19 protein-coding genes are annotated in these 19,272 nt (G+C 42.9%); 3 read left to right on the top strand and 16 right to left on the bottom strand.

Translation table 11 applies throughout. The features are described from left to right. Positions 1-78: 78 nt before the first annotated feature. From phnD to L2W36_RS13330, 11 genes are all read right to left on the bottom strand, one after another. Positions 79-1,002, bottom strand: coding sequence for a phosphonate ABC transporter substrate-binding protein (gene phnD / locus L2W36_RS13380; RefSeq protein WP_236110246.1), 924 nt, complete (start codon positions 1,000-1,002; stop codon positions 79-81). 97 nt (positions 1,003-1,099) lie between these two features. Beyond that, entirely contained in the window at positions 1,100-2,314 is a 1,215-nt protein-coding gene (locus tag L2W36_RS13375; protein WP_236110245.1) for a BatD family protein, read from the bottom strand. 68 nt (positions 2,315-2,382) lie between these two features. Continuing rightward, positions 2,383-3,999, bottom strand: a complete 1,617-nt coding sequence (locus L2W36_RS13370; RefSeq protein WP_236110244.1) for a vWA domain-containing protein — start codon at positions 3,997-3,999, stop codon at positions 2,383-2,385. After that, positions 3,996-5,018 (bottom strand): VWA domain-containing protein, encoded by a 1,023-nt coding sequence (locus L2W36_RS13365; RefSeq protein WP_236110243.1) that lies wholly within the window; start codon positions 5,016-5,018, stop codon positions 3,996-3,998. Before L2W36_RS13365 ends, L2W36_RS13370 begins: the two co-directional genes overlap by 4 nt. 9 nt (positions 5,019-5,027) lie before the next feature. Next, the gene (locus tag L2W36_RS13360) at positions 5,028-5,504 is read right to left on the bottom strand and encodes a DUF4381 domain-containing protein (RefSeq protein WP_236110242.1); all 477 of its coding nucleotides are present in this window, start codon (positions 5,502-5,504) and stop codon (positions 5,028-5,030) included. Next, on the bottom strand, positions 5,497-6,432 hold the full coding sequence (locus tag L2W36_RS13355; RefSeq protein ID WP_236110241.1) for a DUF58 domain-containing protein: 936 nt from the start codon (positions 6,430-6,432) through the stop codon (positions 5,497-5,499). Before L2W36_RS13355 ends, L2W36_RS13360 begins: the two co-directional genes overlap by 8 nt. Positions 6,433-6,436: 4 nt before the next feature. After that, complete coding sequence (locus tag L2W36_RS13350) at positions 6,437-7,423, bottom strand: AAA family ATPase (protein ID WP_443088396.1); 987 nt, start codon at positions 7,421-7,423, stop codon at positions 6,437-6,439. Between the two features lie 19 nt (positions 7,424-7,442). After that, positions 7,443-8,498 carry a hypothetical protein gene (locus tag L2W36_RS13345; protein ID WP_236110239.1) on the bottom strand — a complete coding sequence of 352 codons (1,056 nt, stop codon included), beginning with the start codon at positions 8,496-8,498 and terminating at the stop codon, positions 7,443-7,445. Further along, positions 8,495-9,043, bottom strand: a complete 549-nt coding sequence (locus L2W36_RS13340; RefSeq protein WP_062461242.1) for a hypothetical protein — start codon at positions 9,041-9,043, stop codon at positions 8,495-8,497. The genes L2W36_RS13345 and L2W36_RS13340 overlap by 4 nt, the downstream gene beginning before the upstream one ends. A gap of 9 nt (positions 9,044-9,052) precedes the next feature. Then, positions 9,053-10,357, bottom strand: coding sequence for an anaerobic sulfatase maturase (locus tag L2W36_RS13335; RefSeq protein WP_236110238.1), 1,305 nt, complete (start codon positions 10,355-10,357; stop codon positions 9,053-9,055). A 191-nt stretch (positions 10,358-10,548) separates the two neighbouring features. Beyond that, entirely contained in the window at positions 10,549-12,126 is a 1,578-nt protein-coding gene (locus L2W36_RS13330; protein ID WP_088878640.1) for an arylsulfatase, read from the bottom strand. Positions 12,127-12,456: 330 nt separating this feature from the next. On the opposite strand from L2W36_RS13330, the gene L2W36_RS13325 reads away from it, so the two are divergent. After that, positions 12,457-12,780, top strand: a complete 324-nt coding sequence (locus tag L2W36_RS13325) for a DUF3302 domain-containing protein (RefSeq protein ID WP_006069592.1) — start codon at positions 12,457-12,459, stop codon at positions 12,778-12,780. 4 nt (positions 12,781-12,784) lie between these two features. Further along, positions 12,785-13,978, top strand: coding sequence for an HlyD family secretion protein (locus L2W36_RS13320; protein WP_236110237.1), 1,194 nt, complete (start codon positions 12,785-12,787; stop codon positions 13,976-13,978). Positions 13,979-14,034: 56 nt separating this feature from the next. Here L2W36_RS13320 and L2W36_RS13315 read toward each other — a convergent pair whose 3' ends face one another. Continuing rightward, positions 14,035-14,343 carry a hypothetical protein gene (locus L2W36_RS13315; RefSeq protein WP_231892893.1) on the bottom strand — a complete coding sequence of 103 codons (309 nt, stop codon included), beginning with the start codon at positions 14,341-14,343 and terminating at the stop codon, positions 14,035-14,037. Between L2W36_RS13315 and L2W36_RS13310 the strand changes: the two genes are divergently transcribed. Continuing rightward, positions 14,342-14,572 carry a hypothetical protein gene (locus tag L2W36_RS13310; RefSeq protein WP_197498247.1) on the top strand — a complete coding sequence of 77 codons (231 nt, stop codon included), beginning with the start codon at positions 14,342-14,344 and terminating at the stop codon, positions 14,570-14,572. The two genes, L2W36_RS13315 and L2W36_RS13310, sit on opposite strands and share 2 nt — an antisense overlap. A 38-nt stretch (positions 14,573-14,610) precedes the next feature. Here the strand turns inward: L2W36_RS13310 and L2W36_RS13305 are convergent, their stop codons facing one another. From L2W36_RS13305 to L2W36_RS13290, 4 genes are all read right to left on the bottom strand, one after another. Beyond that, positions 14,611-15,789: an OmpP1/FadL family transporter gene (locus L2W36_RS13305; protein ID WP_236110236.1), complete on the bottom strand. Its 1,179-nt coding sequence runs from the start codon at positions 15,787-15,789 to the stop codon at positions 14,611-14,613. A 243-nt stretch (positions 15,790-16,032) separates the two neighbouring features. Further along, the gene (locus tag L2W36_RS13300; protein ID WP_171392729.1) at positions 16,033-16,845 is read right to left on the bottom strand and encodes an SDR family NAD(P)-dependent oxidoreductase; all 813 of its coding nucleotides are present in this window, start codon (positions 16,843-16,845) and stop codon (positions 16,033-16,035) included. Between the two features lie 195 nt (positions 16,846-17,040). Continuing rightward, positions 17,041-17,817: a helix-turn-helix transcriptional regulator gene (locus tag L2W36_RS13295; RefSeq protein ID WP_062461218.1), complete on the bottom strand. Its 777-nt coding sequence runs from the start codon at positions 17,815-17,817 to the stop codon at positions 17,041-17,043. A 179-nt stretch (positions 17,818-17,996) separates the two neighbouring features. Beyond that, positions 17,997-19,055, bottom strand: a complete 1,059-nt coding sequence (locus L2W36_RS13290) for a hypothetical protein (protein WP_236110235.1) — start codon at positions 19,053-19,055, stop codon at positions 17,997-17,999. Positions 19,056-19,272 lie beyond the last annotated feature (217 nt).

Here is a 19,272-nt window from a genome sequence, read left to right as displayed (position 1 = left end):
ACTGAAAGAACTAGGCTCATCGAATGAGCCTAGATATCGCTGTGTTAAGCGTTCAACAGGTCTGCTTATTAGCAGGTTTTATCGCTGCACAAATTTGGTCGCGTAAACAAGATCAATAACGGACTGGTACTCTTCAATGCTGGTGTCGGCAAGATGTCTTAAGCCACGAGCTGCTTTCGAGAAGCATGCATTGTCTTCTTTATCTAGTTTTTTTACTGCATCAACAAGCTTGGCTTTAAATTTTGGGTCTAAATCATTACTCACGATAGTAGAGCCATTGGCAATCAGTGGTGATTGCCAAATAATACGAATCTTGTCCATCACTTCAGGATCGTGCTTGGCGTATCGATGAAGCGCACCAGCTGAATAACCACTCGCTCTGTCACCGACCATGCTCGAAGCGGAGACCGCTGCATCAAATTGACCGTTGATAACTCCGACAATGTTCTGTTCGTGGCCTCCAGAAAAACTTAGTGACTCAAAAAAGCCATTAAAGCGGTTATCCATAGTTCCACCAACTTGACGTTCTAATTGGTTGTTGGGAATCAGGTATCCTGATGTTGAGTTAGGATCTGCAAAAGCAAACGAGTGGCCGCGCAAATCATCAATATTTTGATAAGGGCTATCAGCCTTAACGATGACCACCGAGTGATAGCCTCTTGAGTTATCTGTGTTGTCTGCAATCAAACCAATGATATCGATGGCTTCAGGATCATTGAGATATACCTCAGCAAATGCCTTCGGTGACATGTTAATCACTAAGTCGATTTTCTTCCCCAGTAAGCCTTGAATCACTGAGTTATAGTCACTCGAGTTTCGTATGTTGGTTTTGACGCCCAACTCCTCCTGCATAAACTCTACAACACATTGGTTATTACCGATTTGTGCTTCGGCGTTTTCCCCTCCTAAGATACCGAGGTTAATGGCTTTAGGCATAGAGGCATGTAGGTTGTTAGAGACTAAGCCTGCGAGTAATAGAGCTCCTATCCAACGGTTTTTCATTTCATTTTCCTTAATGTCGACAGATATTCGTGTTTAGAGTCGACACTATTGGAACTGTTCCTGCTTATGAGGTTTTTACAGTTCCGTGAAAGTCATATTAATCCGGTTGGTAGATACGTTTGCTAGATGAACGACCAGTAAGAGGAAGCTTTGCCTTAGGCGCGCGCTCAATTCTGTACCAAATGGTCAACCAATCAAACTTGGACAATGGGGCTTGTTGGCTTATGTTTATGATGTAGCGGCTCTGATTTATCTTGTTGATTATTCTTACGAAATTAACATCTGACGATATTTGCGTCAGCTCATTACACCCTAGTGTCATAATCTTAAGGTAAACGACATTCTCTAGCCGGACATTATCCTTGGTTCGCAGAGCTAGAAGGAAAGACCACAGCAATGGTAACCGGCCCCTTTCTTTAGCCATTTTATAACGCCGAAAACTCACATTCCCGACAAATCCTAGTACGCAGATTGTAATAACTAGGACGAACAACTCGCTCCAATAAGTACTCAAGTAACTTCTAAACGTATGCTTGATAAAAACGCTCTTACCGGGTAGTTCATGCCGCGCTAATTTCTGTGTTTTCGGGTTCCATTGGTATACATCGATAGAAGGTAAGGTAAACTTTCCAGCAGTGTCGAATACAAAAGTGTATTGTTCCTGCAGCACGGCAGCGTATTCCCCTCTATTTGCAAGGTCTTGCTTGTTGATGGCTTCAAAGTAAACCTGATAATCGGTAGTACTTTGTATCTCACTTAACCGCTCTGGCAGAAGCATTATGGTGCTACCTTGCACCTGAAGTTCGACATCTCGTTGAAGCGCACTTCCCACGACCAACTGATCTTTGGACGATGGTGATGACCATTCCTGTTGCAAAGATATGTTGGAACTCACTAACCAAGTCTTATCTGGTACCATCATTGCTGACGGCTTATTGACCTCAAAAGTTACTGGCTTTGTTACAAGGTAACCTGCCACATCAGGATCGCCGTTGTCCCCTTTCACCTGCAATTCGACAGTAATACTTGGAATGGCTAGCTTCCCCGTTGTTAAAGGGTAAAGGGTCACTTCCCATTGTTGTATCGCGTAAGTTTTACCATATCGTCGCTGAGTACCATTAATCGCAAACCGATTTCGATTGGCAATCAGCGCATTTTCTACTTCAAAACGATGTACTCGAGTTCCTTTGGTAAACCATGTATCCGTGCCAACCTCTATCGTAATAGTTGTTTGTTGACGAAGGGAGACGGTGTCTGTTGGAGTGACCGAAGCCTTGATAAATACTCGTCCCTTTTGTTGCAATTCACTCATAGTTGTCGCCTGGCAACTCCACGTTATTAAGACCAGTACAACAAAAGATAAAAACGACCACCTAACTCTCATTGATTTCCCTTCTGCTCTACGTAACGTTGCGTAGCAACTCCCATCTCCAACTGTCGATGAAATTTATAAGTAAGAAATACGCTGAGGTCACTATTGACGCGTTTCATCCATTTATCGTGAACGGAAGAATCGGCAAGCAAGTCTTCTGCTGTGAGTTTTTGCTCTTGTAACAACGAAGGATCAACTTCTTGAGTCACCCCTTCCGCAGTTTGTGGCTTATCTCCTAACTCCTTGCTAGCTTCCATTTCACCACTGGTTAATTGGCCTTCTGAAAACTCATTTATGTGTTGTATGATCCTCTCCATGAGTTCTAGGTTTTGAGTCGCTGTCACATTTGCAGGCTCTCGATCCAATATGTCACGATAAAGCTGACGAGCGGCCATATATTCCCGTTGATGTGCAAGTGATGCTGCCGCGCCAAGCTGTGAAGCCGTAGTATCGACTCTCATGTAGTACTGTTGAGCACTAATGTAGTCGCCTGATAGATAATAAGCGGTTGCTCTCCAATATGGTTCCTCAAAAGTCTTAGCCGCCAACTCGTATTGCTGCTGAGCAAACAAGCGTTGACCTTGTTGATCCTTAGTCAGCCAAATATCCATCCAATGTATCGAATCAGCATAAGTAGTAGGGCTATATCCCGAGCCTAATAACATTACGATGACCATCCCCCATTGAACTAACCACCCACGTCGGAACCACAACAGATACAGCAGCATCAATGGCACAAGTAAGTAATAGCCAGAGTCATACCATGGCTCACTCTCTTCTCCATAAAACTGAGCGTGTTTCGCAATCAATGAAGCAAGTTCAACGACATCTTTGTTATTTAGCGAATACATCACCGACTGACCGTCAACGCGATTTGATAACGACGCAAGCTTCCTCTCCTCTAAAGGAAAAACAACATCGGTATCGCTATGACCGATTCCCCAAATCAACAATTGATGATTGTGACTAGAGAAGTAATCTTGGTACGCAATTATCGCTTCGTTACTTAGCCCATCTGTTACTAATAATACCGTGCCCGATGACTTTGCTTTACTTAACACTTGGTGGATTGGTGACAAGGTGTATTCGGCAAATTTTCCGTCTCTTGGTACCACGTTAGGCTTAATCGCGTTTAGTAGCGGTTCGAATAGAGCTAGATCTTGCGTCGGAGGCATAACCAGATGAGCACTTCCAGAAAACACGACTAAAGATACTTTCCCCTTATTGTGCAACTTGAGCAATTGGAGTACTTTCTGCTTTGCAATAAACAGTCGGCTTGGAGCAACATCTGACTGCGACATTGAGCTAGAGACATCCAAAACAACAACCAGTGGCGCTGTATCTTCTGCAAAAGGAGAGGCTTGTCGATACCAACTTGGGCCAGCAACAATGATAATCGCGATAACGCCCACCAACGTCAGCCCCTTTAAAGGCAATTGGCTAAACCAGTTTGGCCTCCCCACCAGCAATGCATCGCGCAGGTGAATGGGCAAACTCGTCATCCATTCACTTCTCTTTGCTTCGTTACGCCAACGCAAATAAACCATACTAAGTAGAGGGATCAACAGCAGCAGCCCTAACGGTCGAAGAAAATGAAACTGCTCTATTAGCGCTTGACCAGTCATAGTTCCCTCTTAGGCTGTGCTTTTACTCGAAAACGAAAGACTTTGGTTTGAAACATTAGCCGATAGAGCATAAACATAAGATGATTCAGAACTCCCAACAGCACTGGCACAAAATGCAAGCTAGTTTTAGGTTGATAAGTAAAGCTCTGATATTCCTTAGGTTCCAACACCGAAATGGTCTGATATACAGCGTCTAAATCTTCTTGGGACATAGCAAGAAACGCTTGCCCGCCGGTGACGGTAGCCATTGTCTCGATCGTGCTAAAATCTATGGCTTGATCGCCTGTCGTATTTGGGCTACCCATGGCAACTATATACAGTCGAATACCGTATGCCTGAGCGACTTTTGCAGCGTCAATGGGTGGCACTAAACTGTCTGTATCATTGCCATCTGTCAGTATGATCGCGACTTTCTCTACCGTCTGATTCTCAGGGTTATCTATATATGTTTTTATCGTTAGACCGACCGCATCTCCCAAGTGTGTGCTCTCTCCAGCCATTCCTACTTGGGCCTGATCGAGCAAAGCAAGCCACGCCTCATGGTCAGCAGTAAACGGGGATTGAAGATAGGCGGAATCACCAAAAAGAATTAACCCTAGTCGGTCACCTTCTCGTTTTGCGGCAAATGTTTCGAGCACCGATTTGGCAGCGGTTAAACGATCTTGTTCTTTTCCAGAATTATCTAGAAAGTCCCTTTCCGACATAGAACCTGACAAATCCACCACTAACATGAGATCACGGCCGCTAAGCTGGTAGGTTTTAGGTGTGTCCAACCACATTGGTTTTGCTATTGCTATCACCAACATTAACCACGTAGCGATAATCGACACACGCTGCCAACGACTGGCTCTAAGACTGGCTGCCCCTTTAGTTGCACGAAGGTTTAGTCCATTGACCAGTCGCTTAAAAAAAGGAACAGAAAGTGCCTGCTGTGTTGTCTTATAACTTGGAGCCCAGAGATAAATGAAATATGGCAATGGAAGCAAAATCATAAGCCAAGGATATTCTAACTCGATCATTGTCTTACCTTAACGATGCTGTTTAATCCAGTCACAGGCCATTAACTCAAGCTGTCTTAATTGACTGGGTGTCCATTCTTGATTCCGGTTTTTTGCATAGATTGCCTGCTGCCATTGTTGAGCAATTGAACTTGAGAACATATTTGAATTGCTCTTAGACTGTAAAAACAACAGCCATGCTTCGCCATACAAAGAAGCAACACTCGAATGCGGATAGCAATGACACGCGGTTTGTTTCAAAACGCTATTGAGTACCGTTAAGTAGTAATTCGGCTGATTCTTAGGTAAGCGTGCGATGGCTTTCAATGCGATACGTCGATAACGGTTGGCTTGATAACTTCTCCACCACCTCAACAAGATGAGAAAGCTACTGAGCAATATAAAAACTCCGGCTATTTTCCAGCCGATTGTCTGCGGGAAAAATGGCGTCATCTCGGGTATAGCTGGATCAATTAAATCTCGTAGTAATATGTTGTTTTTAGACATGTACTTTCTCACTCAACTGTTGCTTTAATTGCGAGAAATGTTGTCCTGACGTATCGAGTTGAAGATAAGGGATCCCCAGAGATTGCAATTCCTGTTTAACACTGAGGTGATGTTGTTGCCACAGAGTATTGTAGCTGTCGATTTTCTCTTGAAAACTGCTATCCACTGCGACTTGAAGTTCACCGTCACTGAAGCAAATCGCCTCCTGTATTAATAGCTCTTGCTCCATCGGGTCTTGAATTGAAAGACATACTAGGTCGTTGTGTGCTTGCAGTCGACGAGTCATAAAACGTGTTTCAGAGTCATAGTCGGAGAAATCTGAAATCACAACAATCACTGCACCTTTTAATTTTTGACGCAGCAAGCGTTGTACAACACTGTTAAAAGTCACTCTCTCAGTTTCACTATTACGTTTTACCAGTTCATTATTTTCTGTTTCTAGTAAGCGAAACAATCGTAGAAGCTCACTATGTGATCGCCTAGGTTTAAACCAGCTTAGATCTTGAGTCCCAAATACAAGGGCGCCGACACGGTCGCTTTGCTGAAGAACCTGCCAACTGAGTGCAGCAGTCACTTGTGCCGCCACAACGGATTTCATTATCTCGACGGTAGAAAAGTACATGTTGCTTCTCTGATCAACACAGAGCAGTACAGTTCGGTCTTTCTCTTGTCGATATTCTCGGACGTGCGGTTGATTTGTTTTGGCCGTCACTAACCAATCGATATTTCGGACATCATCACCCGCTTGATAATGACGAAATTCTTCAAACTCCAAACCTCGTCCTCGAAAACCTGATAAATGTCCTCCAACAAGCCGACTTGCTACCTTTTTCGATGGTGGAAACTGAAACGCATGTAAACGGTGTTTTACTTGCGTGAGCTCCTTTAAGGTAGTTGCGATTCTTGGATCCACAGCAGTCGTCTTCATGAAACTAACTCAACGGCACTTGACGTAATAGCTCATCGACGACGTGTGTTGTGTTTATGCCCTCAGAAACAGCGTCAAAGCTGAGAGATAAGCGATGGCTTAATACGAACGGAGCAACGGCTCTGACATCGTCAGGCGACACAAAGTCCCTGCCTGATAAAAACGCATGAGCACGACTACAACGATCCAATGCAATCGATGCTCTTGGGCTTACACCAACATCTATCCAATCCGCTAAGTCGCTTTGTGGATAAGCTTCAGGGCAACGAGTCGCGACCACTAAATCAACCAAGTACCTATCTATCGCATCCGAAACATGGATTTGCTTTACAGCTTCGCGCGCGGCATTTAATGTCTCAACTGAAAACCATTCGTTGCCTTCAAAGGTCGCGTTCATCTTTGTCGCCGACTTGTGCTCGTTTCTATCCTCATCTCGAACTAAACGAATAATATCCATCTCTGATTGGCTACTCGGATAATCCACAGTGACTTTCATAACGAAGCGATCCATTTGTGCTTCAGGTAAAGGATAGGTTCCTTCTTGTTCTATGGGATTTTGCGTTGCTAGCACCATGAAAGGTTGAGGCAGTGACTTAGTTTCCCCTGCGACAGTGATGGTCCCTTCTGCCATCGCCTCGAGTAACGCCGCTTGTACTTTCGCCGGAGAGCGATTGATTTCGTCAGCAAGTACAATTGAACTGAAGATCGGTCCTGGCTGAAATGCCAGTTTTCCTTCTTCGTGTTGGTAGATTTGAGTCCCCGTAATATCAGAAGGCAATAAGTCCGGAGTAAATTGAATCCGGCTAAAATCAAGATTCAAACAATCCGCTAAGGTCTTTACCGCTCTTGTTTTTGCGGTACCCGGTAATCCTTCCAATAAAATATGACCACCAGTTAACAACGCTATCACCATAGATTTCGTTACATGCTGCTGGCCAATGACATTTCGATTTACCTGACTAATAAGCCTAGTAAGTACTGTGTGTTGGATATCTTGAGTCATCATTATTCTAATTAGCGTTCTTTGCTTGAGCGTGTTTTTTGGTGAGCGGCATCAAGGCCTCTTCAGGGTAGAGTTTGCGTAGCTGTGTTAAACAAGTAGAGGCGTCGACGCCCATGGCTAGCTTTGCTTCACAAAGCGAGTACAGATAATGAGGTACGCCTAACTGAACGTATGCTTGTTCAAACAAATCTAACGCCCTTTCAGGGTTACTTTCGGCCAGCATAAGTCCGAGTAAATAAGTATATTGAGTAATATCTGGCTCTAGTTCATGGGCTCGCTGCATATGTTCGATTGCTAATTGGTTTTGCTGCTTTCGCCAATAAGAGAGCGCTAAGCTGTGGTGTAGTGTTGCTGATGTTGGATGAGCTTCAAGCCCTTGGCTCAATACACGTATCGAGTCGTGATCTTGTCCGATTGCTTTGTAGAGCTCAGCCAATTCAACCGCAACTTGAACGCTAGGCTCATTCTTCCATTCTTTAAGCAATAACAGCTTAGCTTCGTTGTATTGCTGGCGCATACGGTATAGCCAGGCACTCTCAACTCGTCCATCCGTAGTATCGTCAGACACTGTTAGTTGCTGTTCTATCGCAGCGTCTAGTACTTGTTGATATTGGCCAGGAAGTGATGTCCATAATGGTGCTAATGCGCTTACCGCACGCGAACGCACTCTTGGTTCAGAGTCTTCTAGTAACGGCGAAATGAGATCCCACCTTGCTCTGCCCTGCCATCTTTGCGCAGCGGTAATACTTGCTATCCTGAGCTCGATATACTCTGACCTTGATGCACGACCTAGCGCTATTAACGCATTCGCACCGGAGTAGTTTCCCAACATCTGGGTTGCGGCGATACGCTGACTGAGCGGTAACGTCACATCCTGAGACATTTCAGATAACGTATTTTCTCTGCTGTACTCGTACGTCGTGTTTTGTGGCGATGAGACGTTAGCACTATCTGTTGTATTAGCCCTTTCTGTCGTGTTAGTACTATCTATCGTGTTAGGACTACCTATCACTGGAAGCGAAACACTGGCGACCAGAAAAATCATATTAATGAGCGATCTCATGATGATAGGTCCTCATCACGTATCTGTTGGCTTAACGCTTCTGTCCTGATCATTAAGGCGTGAAGAAAATAGACGTGTTCGGTCTGCGGCATTTCATGCATATCGAGCCACTCATTTACAGCGTGTAAGGTGTCGATATAGCGTATATCGGAATTGGCGGAGGAATCTAAATATGCCAGTTCGCGTAAGGAATCAACTAAAGTTGGATAAGCCATTTCTGGCATAACCAATGCCTTCATCTGTTGATTAAACACCTGTTCCAGTACGTCATGATTTCCTTTTGCAATTTGATACTGCGTTCGCTTCTTCTGGTATGAATCCCCACAATCAGAGTGTTTAGGATGTTGTTGACAGTAGTTGAACTGAGTAGCAAAAACGGTATACCGAATACTCATATTCTCAAATGCCAAATCAATCATCTTTTCTACCTGTTCAACAGGGAATAAAGTCTCAATGTTTTCAGTTGTGTTCACGGAAGCGGCTGTTCCACTAGACATCAACGCCAATAAACTGGTGAGAACCATATTACGGATGGTATTCATCATTTCAGGTCCCTACTTAAACCGAATTTTCATTGCATCGGCATTGATGCGTTTGTGTACCGGATACCCCATCGTTGCAACAACCATTGAGATATATGGGTCGATATGGGAGAAGAACTGTTTCCAGCCACCACATAGATAATTAAGACCACTTTCCCCATCGAGTGTTTTGATAAATCGGTTCTTTGGACATTCTCCAAAACATGCAAACTGGTACTGACACTCTCTGCATTGTTTGGGAAGAGTGCCTTCCTTGGCGTTCCCAAACTCTTGTTGGCCTGCAGAAAACTGTAAATCTTCTAACGCCACGTCATTGATATTGCCCAGTTTGTATTCCGGATAGACATAATGGTCACAGGCAAACACATCGCCGTTGTGCTCAATGGCTAAACCTTTACCACACATAGGGGCAAACACGCAGAGTGGGTTAATTCGTCCCATCCAGGACTCAATACATGCTTCGAAGTACGGAACATTGACCTGGCCGATATCGTTTTCGAGCCATTCATCAAAAATAGTGCAAAGGAAATTGCCCCATTGGCTTGCCGATACACACCAAGGTTCTAGTATCGAATTTGGATGACTTGGCTCTGTTTCGGGCATTCCTTGGAATAGTATTTCTGATTCGGGCCAATGTTGAGGCGCGGTTTCTCGAAAAGATTTAGGTTCAACAATAGGTATGAATTGCATCTGTGGCGAGCGCACTTCATCACGTAAGAAACGATAAACTTCTAATGGATTAGAACCAGATATGTTGTTCACACAAGACAATGTAGCAAAGTTAACTTTATGCTTGTGCAAGATATCCACACCTCGCATAGTTTGCTTGAAAGTCCCCTTGCCCGAGCGATTTGTTCTGTAGGTATTGTGGATCATTTCTGGGCCATCAATACTTAGTCCAACCATAAAGTTATTCTTACTAAGAAACTGCCCCCACTCGTCATTCAGTAAAGTGCCGTTAGTTTGCAGGTTATTTTCTATTTTCACGCCTTTCGGGCGATACTTTTTCTGTAAACGAACCACATCACGAAAGAATTTCACACCCAGTAATGTTGGTTCCCCACCTTGCCAGTGAAAGACGATTTCAGGGAAGTTTTGTTGTTCAATATAAGACCTAATATAATGTTCCAACATTTCCCGTGACATTTGACTGCCACACCCTTTTTCATGCCCCAACAGCTCTTCTTTGCTCAAGTAATAACAGTATGAACAGTCGATATTGCAGGCTGAACCAATAGGCTTAGTCATAATACTCATACGCTTAGCAGGTTGCTTTAGCGGAAGTGTTTGGCCGAGATACTGTGTTTTTTGGGACATATTGAAGCCTCGCGTTGGTGTCACAAACCTTGTGATAAGCGCTTCCCTGTGTTGATTGAAGTGCCATTATCCCGCCACTTTAATTCACCGTAATCGGTAATTTTACTGCTTAGTTCCAATGCAATTTCTTATATTTAGATGTAAAAAAAGCCCGACATTAATGTCGAGCTTTGATGAGCATAACAATGGCTTTATTTATATTGAGCTCTTTGCCAGATATTCATTTTCTCTACAATTTGGTCGATAGAGAAAGATCCAGGAACCTGTCTAGGTGGGAATTCTTGGAACGTTTGAAGGAACTGACCTGTGGTCGCAGCACCTAAGTATAGGTAAGGCAAGTGTTCGATGTACCATTGAGTATACATGCCTTCGTGATCAGCGACCTCATATGGGTCTTGGCGTAGGTTATACATTTTAGGAGCTCGTAGCTCTTCAAATGAACAGTTCCAAGTTTCCAAGCCATGACAGTTGTTCACACTGAACATAATCTTGTAATCACCGACGCGAACCGCCGAAATATCACCAACATCTGTTGCATAGATATAGTAATGGCGCGGCCACGTTGTTAAGTTGTGCTGCGTAGTCGCCTTACCTGTTTCTAATGCAGGAAGCAGATTGTAGCCATCAAGATGTACCTTGTACTCTTTACCATTGATCTTCTTACCTTTCTTCAGATCTTCTACAATCGTAGTATCCCCTGCTGCTGCAACAAATGTTGGCATCCAGTCATTGTGCGCTGCGATTTCGTTGACAACAGAGCCAGCAGGAATTTTCCCTGGCCAGCGCATCATGGCAGGGACACGGTGACCACCTTCCCATGATGAGTTTTTCTCGCCGCGGAAACGAGCTGTACCACCGTCTGGCCAAGACAGTTTCTCAACGCCATTATCTGTTGTGTAACTCACGATAGTATTGTCAGCAATCTTTAGCTCATCTAGTTTGTCTAAAAGCTCACCAACCATATTGTCGTGCTCTACCAAGCCATCACCATAAATGCCGCCGCGCTTTGAAAGACCCTTTGATTCTTCTTTAAGATGAGTCCAAACGTGCATCCGAGTCGCATTGAACCAAACGAAAAACGGTTTATTTTCTTTGTGAGCGCGGTCGATGAAATCGAGAGCTGCCGCAAGAAACTCTTCATCCACTGTTTCCATGCGCTTTTTCGTTAATGGACCCGTATCTTCGATCTTGCCGTCTGCATAGGAGTGAATCACACCGCGCGGTCCAAATTTCTTCTTGAACCAAGGCATTTTTGGATAATCTTGATGCTCTGGCTCTTCCTCAGCATTTAAGTGATATAGGTTACCGAAGAATTCATCAAAGCCGTGATTAGTTGGTAAGTGCTCATCTAGGTCACCAAGGTGGTTTTTACCGAACTGACCTGTCATGTAGCCTTTTTCTTTAAGCACAGTCGCAATCGTTGGGTCTTCAGCTTTTGAGCCTTGTTTGGCTCCTGGCATACCTACCTTAGTCAAACCAGTACGCATTGGGTGTTGACCTGTAATAAAGGCTGCACGACCTGCTGTACATGAGTTTTCACCGTAGAAATCAGTGAATAAGACACCTTCGTTAGCAATGCGGTCGATATTTGGAGTCCAGTGACCTGCCTGGCCCTTAGTGTATGCACTTAAGTTATCGATACCGATATCGTCACCCCATATTGCCAAAATATTTGGACGTGAAGTGTCGGTTGTTGCGAAGCTTGTCATTGACGTCGCAGCTAACGCTGCACCTACCGCTAGTTGTAGGAACGTTTTCTTTTGAAACATAGTTCAGACCTTGGATTAGAAATAAATCAGAACTATTATTTAAAAAGCGATGTATTGGGTAATCAGTATAATTACTGCTTATTTAATTCATAGATAGTTAAATAGCGCTCCCCCTCACTATAAACCATAAGTACCAATAATAATCGATAAAGAAAATTGACCCTAATCATAATTTACTAGCTTTTTAATGGTTATAGTTCAAATGTCCTATTGGTTCAGTACATTTACTGTATTTCACTCTATTTTCACTCCCTATCATCCCTTCACCTATTCATTTCAGAGTCGCCATTTTGAGCGACATAATATCTTGGTCCAAACTCAGGTGTCTTTATGTTAGATTACTTTGCTCTATTTCTGGTTTTTTTTGTATTTATTACAATATTTTATGGAATAATTGTCATTCATGACATTCCCTACGAAATCGCTCACAAGCGTAACCACCCACATCAGGATGCAATACACGTAGCAGGTTGGGTTAGCCTCTTCACACTCCACGCCATATGGCCTTTTTTATGGATTTGGGCCACGCTGTACAAGCCTGGCACCGGGTGGGGATTCACTCAACAACAAAAACTTCAACTAGAGTCTGAGCTCGTTCATCTAAAAAATGAAATCGCTGAACTTAAACAGCATATAAATAAGGCAGAGGGTTAATAATATGGACATGTTGATTATTCTAACTTATACGGCTTTATGTATTGGTATCTTTAAACTGTTTAAGATTCCTCTTAATAAATGGTCGGTTCCTACAGCCGTTTTAGGCGGGATTGGGATTTTAAGTACCATTATGATTGCGATGAACTACAACCACCCTTATGCTAAATTTTCTAAAGAAGTGTTTGTCTCAGTCCCTATCATCCCTCAAGTTACGGGGACTGTTAAAGAAGTTCACGCCAAAGCCAATGTGCCTGTTAAAAAAGGTGATATTCTATTTACTTTGGAAAATGACAAACAACAGATTGCACTCCGTAAAGCGAAAGCTGCTTTAGAAGAAGCGAAAAGCATTGCCTACCAAAAAGATCAGGGATTAGTTTCAGCAATTGCAAACACTGAAAAAGCACAAGCCGCAGTACAAAAAGCAGAAGCCAATTTAAACCGTACCTTTTCAACCTACCAACGTTACACCGAAGCTCATACGCAAGGCGGCGAAAACTCTCCATTCACAGATGGTCAAATTGAACGACAGAAAGAGCTCTACAACTCTGCAAAAGCCAGTGTTGATATCGCTCATTCTACCCTAGATGCCGCCGAATCAGAGCAAGAGCGAGTTCGCCTAGATGCAGACTCAAATATCTATGGCGAAAATACTCGTGTGGCACAATTAATCGAAGCAGTAAAACAAGCAGAGCTCGATTTGGAATACACCATCGTTCGTGCCCCAGCCGATGGTATACCGACTCAAATTGCCTTAGCTCCGGGTTTTCGCTCTGCATCGATCCCGCTACGCCCCTCAATGGTCTTCATTCCAGATACCGGAAAACGTCAAATTGCCGGGATGTTTTGGCAGAACTCTTTACGAAGACTCCAACCAGGTTTAGAAACTGAAATGATCTTAGATTCACAGCCTGGTAAAGTGTTTACAGGGAAATTGGTCAGTGTGTTGCCAGCAATGCGAGAAGGTGAAGTGCAAGCAAATGGTACCTTAGTATCAGCCAGTACTTTAACTCGACATGGTTTTGCTGTTGGAATTATCGAGCTTGACGAAGACCTGGATAATTATGAACTACCAATGGGTGTTCAAGGCCAAGCTGTCGTATTGAATCATGAAGGAGATATTCTTCATACTTCAATCGTACGTCGAGTTTTGTTGCGTATGATGTCTTGGTTAAAGTATGTTTGGCCAATGAAGTAAACTACTCTAGATGTAACAACCTCGGCTTTTGCCGAGGTTTTTTTGTAACTTCAGATTTATCGCATCAAAGCTTTTTTTGCCTTCCAGTTCTCAAGCCAATAACCCAATGTATAAGTACAAATAGTGATATCTGTTATCGCAAATGGAATAAAGCTGGCATTTAGATGTACAGTTTCAGGGTTAAAGAAGTTAGATACATACAAGTACACCATGAACAACTTCTCCAAAAACGAATAGAGAATAATAGATTCCCTCCATTGTGGTTTAAACGCTGATGCAGCGATAAAGAAACCCATTAAGCCAACCATGATTCCCCAGTGTCGAAATAGAAACACATAATTAGCATCATAAGGAAGATTATTCATGTCTCGTAAAGCCGACTCGGGATTGACGGCGTATATCCCCGCATACATCGTAATTAAGCCACCAACAACGAGAAACGGTTTTAAGAATCGATTAAAAAACATAATGCACCACTTTGCTAACGTTAACGAAAATAATTTGACGAAAAATCAATCTATAACGGGAGTCTATCCAATGGCAGCTGCTGAGTATTCAGTAAGAATTACGGTATATAACGAGCGAATTGAGTAGAAGTAGCGCTAGAATAGCGCTACTTGAAAGGTGAGAGTTTAGAAGCTTAGATTAACGCCTACAAAATGGATATGGCCTTCAAAAGTACCATTAAGGTCTGGTAGTGGCGTATTCAACCCGTTATCTGGTGCTCCGACTTGTCGCTCCACGGGTATAGAACCAAAGTCTGCAAACTCATAAAAGAAGTCGACTGTTTTGTCCCCCCATTCAGTGCTCGCGCCGAATGAATAACGATATTGCTCACCAACTGGCAGATCTACCCACTGCAAAGAGGGATCATCTTGTGGCGAAGTTTCATAGGAGAATCCAGCTTTTAATGCCCAACCGTTGTTGAGTTTATACTCTGTACCCACTGCAAATTTCCAAACATCCTGCCACTGTCTATCTACTGAACTTGTTAGGTTGTCGGTATATAACGGCGTTTCCTCAAAATCACTCCATTGATGGAACTGAATTGAGCTCAAAATAGCGATTTTCGAGTTAACATCATAACGACCACTCAGGTCAACAATGGCGGGTACTAACAACTCAGTTTGAACTGGTAACGACATTGCCGGGTCAACAGATGTTGCCGTAACAGCAAACTCGTGTTCCAATTTAGAGCGATAGCTAAGTCCGATGGACAAATCTTGCTGCTTATGCATAACACCCGCGGTATAGCCATAAGCCCAGTCAGTATCCAAGTCCGTTTGCAATGAAGCCGTGGATACTTCAAGTAATCCATAGCTAATCTGAGCACCTAGTGCGATAGACCAGTTTTCGTTCAACTTGTAGCTCATATTGGGATTCAATTGAACCCCAGTCATAAATGCCTTATCTAAATACGGCGCTCCTGCCCACTCACTACCGTATTCAATTGATGAACCACCAACAACACCAAAGTTCACACCAAGATGAAGCGAATCATTCAGTTGTCGAACATAAAATACCCCAAGTGAAGGCATCGTAGTGGTCGCTTCTCCGTCACCATTGGCTATACCAGATTTATCGTCATAATCCATTTTCAGGTTGAGCAACATTGCATTGACCGTCGTCAATTGCTCACCCATAAAGGCCATTGAGGCAGGGTTAGTCCATGTGGCGGCTGCAGATTTAGTGTAAACACCATCACCAGCACCAGCAGCACCCGCGTTGGCCGTAACGGCCTCTTGCAATAACAAACCACTCGCTTGAACTGTCGGCGCTAGTAGCAACAATGCGATCGTAGATTTCTTCATGTGAATTCGCTCTAAAAGAAAGTATTAGGAAATTTCCATGTGCAGTTAGCTGCACTTTTGTTGATTATTTAACTAATACAATTTTAAAAAACTGAGCTTGTGAAATGATCGGTAAAAATACTGCACCGGAAAGAACGAATGGTATTTTGTGAAGGCGGTATGTTGAAAGAAATTAATGCCGCACCTATACCAAAATATACAGTGAGGTACGGCTTCGAATTGAGTAACTATAGACAGTGATTATTATTTTCTACGAGTATCATTATGCCCGGCCATAAAGTCATTCGTGCCAGTTATCTTAGAGATCCAATCCCAACCACGAAAACCGACCAAACCACGAATAAAGGGAATAACACCTACAGCACGTGGTCGTGCTACGAGTATTTTGTTCTTTTTAATCCCCTTCCAAACCGCATCGACCATTTCATTTGTTGAGATCATTGGCATTAACTTAGAATGTGCACCTGCGAACATTCCTGTATCAATGTGGCCAGGCGTAACTGTCGTAACTTTGATATGCGGTAGCGTCTCAGCCAGTTCGACGCGCAATCCCTGAGACCAGCCTAACATTGCCCATTTGCTAGCACAGTACACTGTGATTCTTGGGCAGTACATGAAACCAGCACCAGATGAAATATTGACGATATGACCCTCATTTACTTCCGCCATTGCAGGTAAAAAAGCACGCGCGATATGCATAGGTGCAGTACTATTTATTTGCATTGATAAATCAATTTTTCTTGGGTCATGATCAATAAAGTGTTCGGACACAACGATACCCGCATTGTTAATTAAGAGCTCGACCGCACCGATATTTTTCAGAATGATCTCCGCAGTTTGATAAACCAACTGAGTATCCGTAACGTCGACTTGAAACGTGTATATTTGAGTCTCGCTGTTATGAAACTCTTGTTTAACCTGCTCCATTGCATCTTGGTTTAAATCCCAGATTATGACGGTTTTTGCACCCTCAGCGACTGCACGCTCTACATATGCCTTACCCATGCCACTCGCACCACCCGTTACAAGCACGGTCTTGTTCATAATGCTTTTCATACGTTGATTCTCTCTCGATAATTGAAATTCGATTTATCTTTAGAACTGTTGCTCTATTATTGAGAGGAAGTATACGAATTGACTATGCAGGAATATGCAGTAATTAATACTGCAATAGTAGTACTTAAGGGGTAACGGATTATCACCCCTTATAATCGATAAGATAATTGTCTAAGAATTGGCAAAATATTTTAGTTAGCGGTCAACGGATTCGATGCCTAAGCCATTCCTAAGCGCAAATTGCACTAGTTCTGTATGATTATCCAAATCCAATATATCGAGCATTCGATATTTATGCGACTCTATCGTTCTTGGGCTCAAGAACAGCTTTTCGGCACACTGTTTTGCGGTATAGCCCTGGGCAAGCAAAGTAAGTACCGTACATTGTTTTTTGCTCAAAAGTAGAAGCTTTTCGCTCTCATCGACTGCATTGCTATCATCAAGACTTAGATTACGGGTCATAGTCGCATGCTGCCAGAAGCATAACCAAATATCACACAACAAGCGCAGTCGCTTCAGGTTTTCCTCTGATAATGGCGGTTCATCTAGACTAAAACGGGAAAAGGCAAGCGCTCCCCACGTCTGACCAAATAGTTCCAAACGAATAATGCCATGCCATCTAGCACCTTCACGATAGAGTTCTTTTACAGGATCAAGTGAGTGCTTGGCTAACGCTTCGCTGTCAAATATCTGCCATGTTTGTTTTGAACGTAAAATTCTTAGGTAGTCCTTGTAATTACCTTTAAGAAATCGTTGCTTTTCGAGTGGAGGGATACCTTTTCGAGAGACGGAGATCGTCTTACCATCATTAAGAAGAATCATCGAATTGGGAAACACTGTTAGCCTATCGAGCTTGAACCACTCTAATGCTTCTTCAGCAAGTTCTACAAAATTGTCCAGAAACTCATTAGGTTTTGAGGCCGTCAGTCGCTCTGATTGACTCATTAACAACTCTTCAAAAGTACTCTTCATTCTAATTCTCGCGATACAACAGACTAATAATTATAGTTTTTTAAAGCTAGCCCATCTGGAAAAAGTGTCAACGTGTGGGCTAAAAATTGGGATTTTATTAAATGTTAATTCTTGGCAAAAAAAGGCCAGTAGCTAATGCTACTGGCAAAGGGTTAAATAGAACAGTGTCAAAGACTAAATTAGATGTTTACGTTAGCGCGTAGGAATAGCTTGTCATCATCTTCAGACGTAAATTTGTAATCAGTCACTAACTCAAGGTGTTCGTTAAGACGGTATGAAGCACCGATAGTGAACCAGTCATCTTTATCAAATGTACCACCTTTGTTGCTCTCTTTATCAAAATTGTAGTTTTCCGAGTTATATGTCGATGAGATAGAGAGGTTCATTGTCGCTTGGTAAGCGATACCTAGTGCATAACCCTCTGTTTCCTCATTATTTACCGCATTTGTACCATCTGACTCAACGTCAGCAAAATCGTATTTTGCAGCAAAGTTAAACTTGTCAAATACTGCTACCGCACCAATCGTGTAGACTTTTTCGCTACGGTCGATTGCGTCTGTTGAATATTCACCTTTTGCGATATCCACATAAGTACCACCGATAACAACTGGACCTACTGTTGCAGAACCACCAACAGCCCATGCATCATTAGTATGTTCCCATGCCGCACCGATATCGAAGTTTTCACCAAAATAGTGGTGGTTAAGTTGCTCGTCAGTACACGCCGCTTCATCAGCTTCTGCACCTAAACCGTACTCTTTAGAGATATCACCAAAGCCAAGGTATACATCCGCAATACCACATTGTTTACCAAATGTCGTAATACCTGCTACCGTCTTAGTACCAAATACAAAGCGGTCGACATAGTTTGTCGCTTCTACTTTTGTATCTAATCCACTCCAAGCATAGCGAGCTTCACCACCCATTAGAATCGAAAAGCTATCTGTCACCGAATAACTTAAGTCCGCACCTACTTTAAACATATAAGTTTGGTCAAAGTTTCCATCTGCTTGGTCATCAAATAATACGTTACCGCCTAACTCTGCCCCTGCGTAAGCGACGCCAGACAATTTATCGTTCTCAATAAAATCATACAGGTTATTTGGTTTATCAGCAGTAGAAGACAGATCTGAGATATTTGCTGCAGATGATTGCTCAGCAGAGATAGTTGCTGCGTCTGATTCTGCTAAAGCAGGTGCCGACAAAATCATAGCGATTGCAATGGCCAGTTTTTTCATTTTTTGTATCCCGATAGTAATGTTGGTTTGCTTATGTTTTTGAACGTAAGCGTCCTTTCGATGGGGATAATATTGAATCAACCAACATGGTATAAATACGGTAATATTACTGAAACTTTATTTCTCCACGTGCGGCACTTCACATTAATTAATTTATCAAAAAAGAACATTACTACTAAGTCAAATTATCCGATTTTAAACAACCAATTCACTAAGG

The sequence above is a fragment of the Vibrio sp. McD22-P3 genome (assembly GCF_021568915.1).
Classification (GTDB): domain Bacteria; phylum Pseudomonadota; class Gammaproteobacteria; order Enterobacterales; family Vibrionaceae; genus Vibrio; species Vibrio mediterranei.
This window is presented reverse-complemented; position numbering and strand designations above follow the sequence as displayed.

Bases quoted from the DNA above. Each gene is read 5' to 3' on its own strand.
- L2W36_RS13365 (WP_236110243.1), bottom strand. From the start codon at position 5,018: ATGATCGAGTTAGAATATCCTTGGCTTATGATTTTGCTTCCATTGCCA.
- L2W36_RS13305 (WP_236110236.1), bottom strand. From the start codon at position 15,789: ATGAAGAAATCTACGATCGCATTGTTGCTACTAGCGCCGACAGTTCAA.
- L2W36_RS13335 (WP_236110238.1), bottom strand. From the start codon at position 10,357: ATGTCCCAAAAAACACAGTATCTCGGCCAAACACTTCCGCTAAAGCAA.
- L2W36_RS13295 (WP_062461218.1), bottom strand. From the start codon at position 17,817: ATGAAGAGTACTTTTGAAGAGTTGTTAATGAGTCAATCAGAGCGACTG.
- L2W36_RS13310 (WP_197498247.1), top strand. From the start codon at position 14,342: ATGTCTCGTAAAGCCGACTCGGGATTGACGGCGTATATCCCCGCATAC.
- L2W36_RS13315 (WP_231892893.1), bottom strand. From the start codon at position 14,343: ATGAATAATCTTCCTTATGATGCTAATTATGTGTTTCTATTTCGACAC.
- L2W36_RS13345 (WP_236110239.1), bottom strand. From the start codon at position 8,498: ATGAGATCGCTCATTAATATGATTTTTCTGGTCGCCAGTGTTTCGCTT.
- L2W36_RS13325 (WP_006069592.1), top strand. From the start codon at position 12,457: ATGTTAGATTACTTTGCTCTATTTCTGGTTTTTTTTGTATTTATTACA.
- L2W36_RS13355 (WP_236110241.1), bottom strand. From the start codon at position 6,432: ATGAAGACGACTGCTGTGGATCCAAGAATCGCAACTACCTTAAAGGAG.
- L2W36_RS13330 (WP_088878640.1), bottom strand. From the start codon at position 12,126: ATGTTTCAAAAGAAAACGTTCCTACAACTAGCGGTAGGTGCAGCGTTA.
- L2W36_RS13370 (WP_236110244.1), bottom strand. From the start codon at position 3,999: ATGACTGGTCAAGCGCTAATAGAGCAGTTTCATTTTCTTCGACCGTTA.
- L2W36_RS13320 (WP_236110237.1), top strand. From the start codon at position 12,785: ATGGACATGTTGATTATTCTAACTTATACGGCTTTATGTATTGGTATC.
- L2W36_RS13300 (WP_171392729.1), bottom strand. From the start codon at position 16,845: ATGAAAAGCATTATGAACAAGACCGTGCTTGTAACGGGTGGTGCGAGT.
- L2W36_RS13375 (WP_236110245.1), bottom strand. From the start codon at position 2,314: ATGAGTGAATTGCAACAAAAGGGACGAGTATTTATCAAGGCTTCGGTC.
- L2W36_RS13290 (WP_236110235.1), bottom strand. From the start codon at position 19,055: ATGAAAAAACTGGCCATTGCAATCGCTATGATTTTGTCGGCACCTGCT.
- L2W36_RS13340 (WP_062461242.1), bottom strand. From the start codon at position 9,043: ATGATGAATACCATCCGTAATATGGTTCTCACCAGTTTATTGGCGTTG.
- phnD (WP_236110246.1), bottom strand. From the start codon at position 1,002: ATGAAAAACCGTTGGATAGGAGCTCTATTACTCGCAGGCTTAGTCTCT.
- L2W36_RS13360 (WP_236110242.1), bottom strand. From the start codon at position 5,504: ATGTCTAAAAACAACATATTACTACGAGATTTAATTGATCCAGCTATA.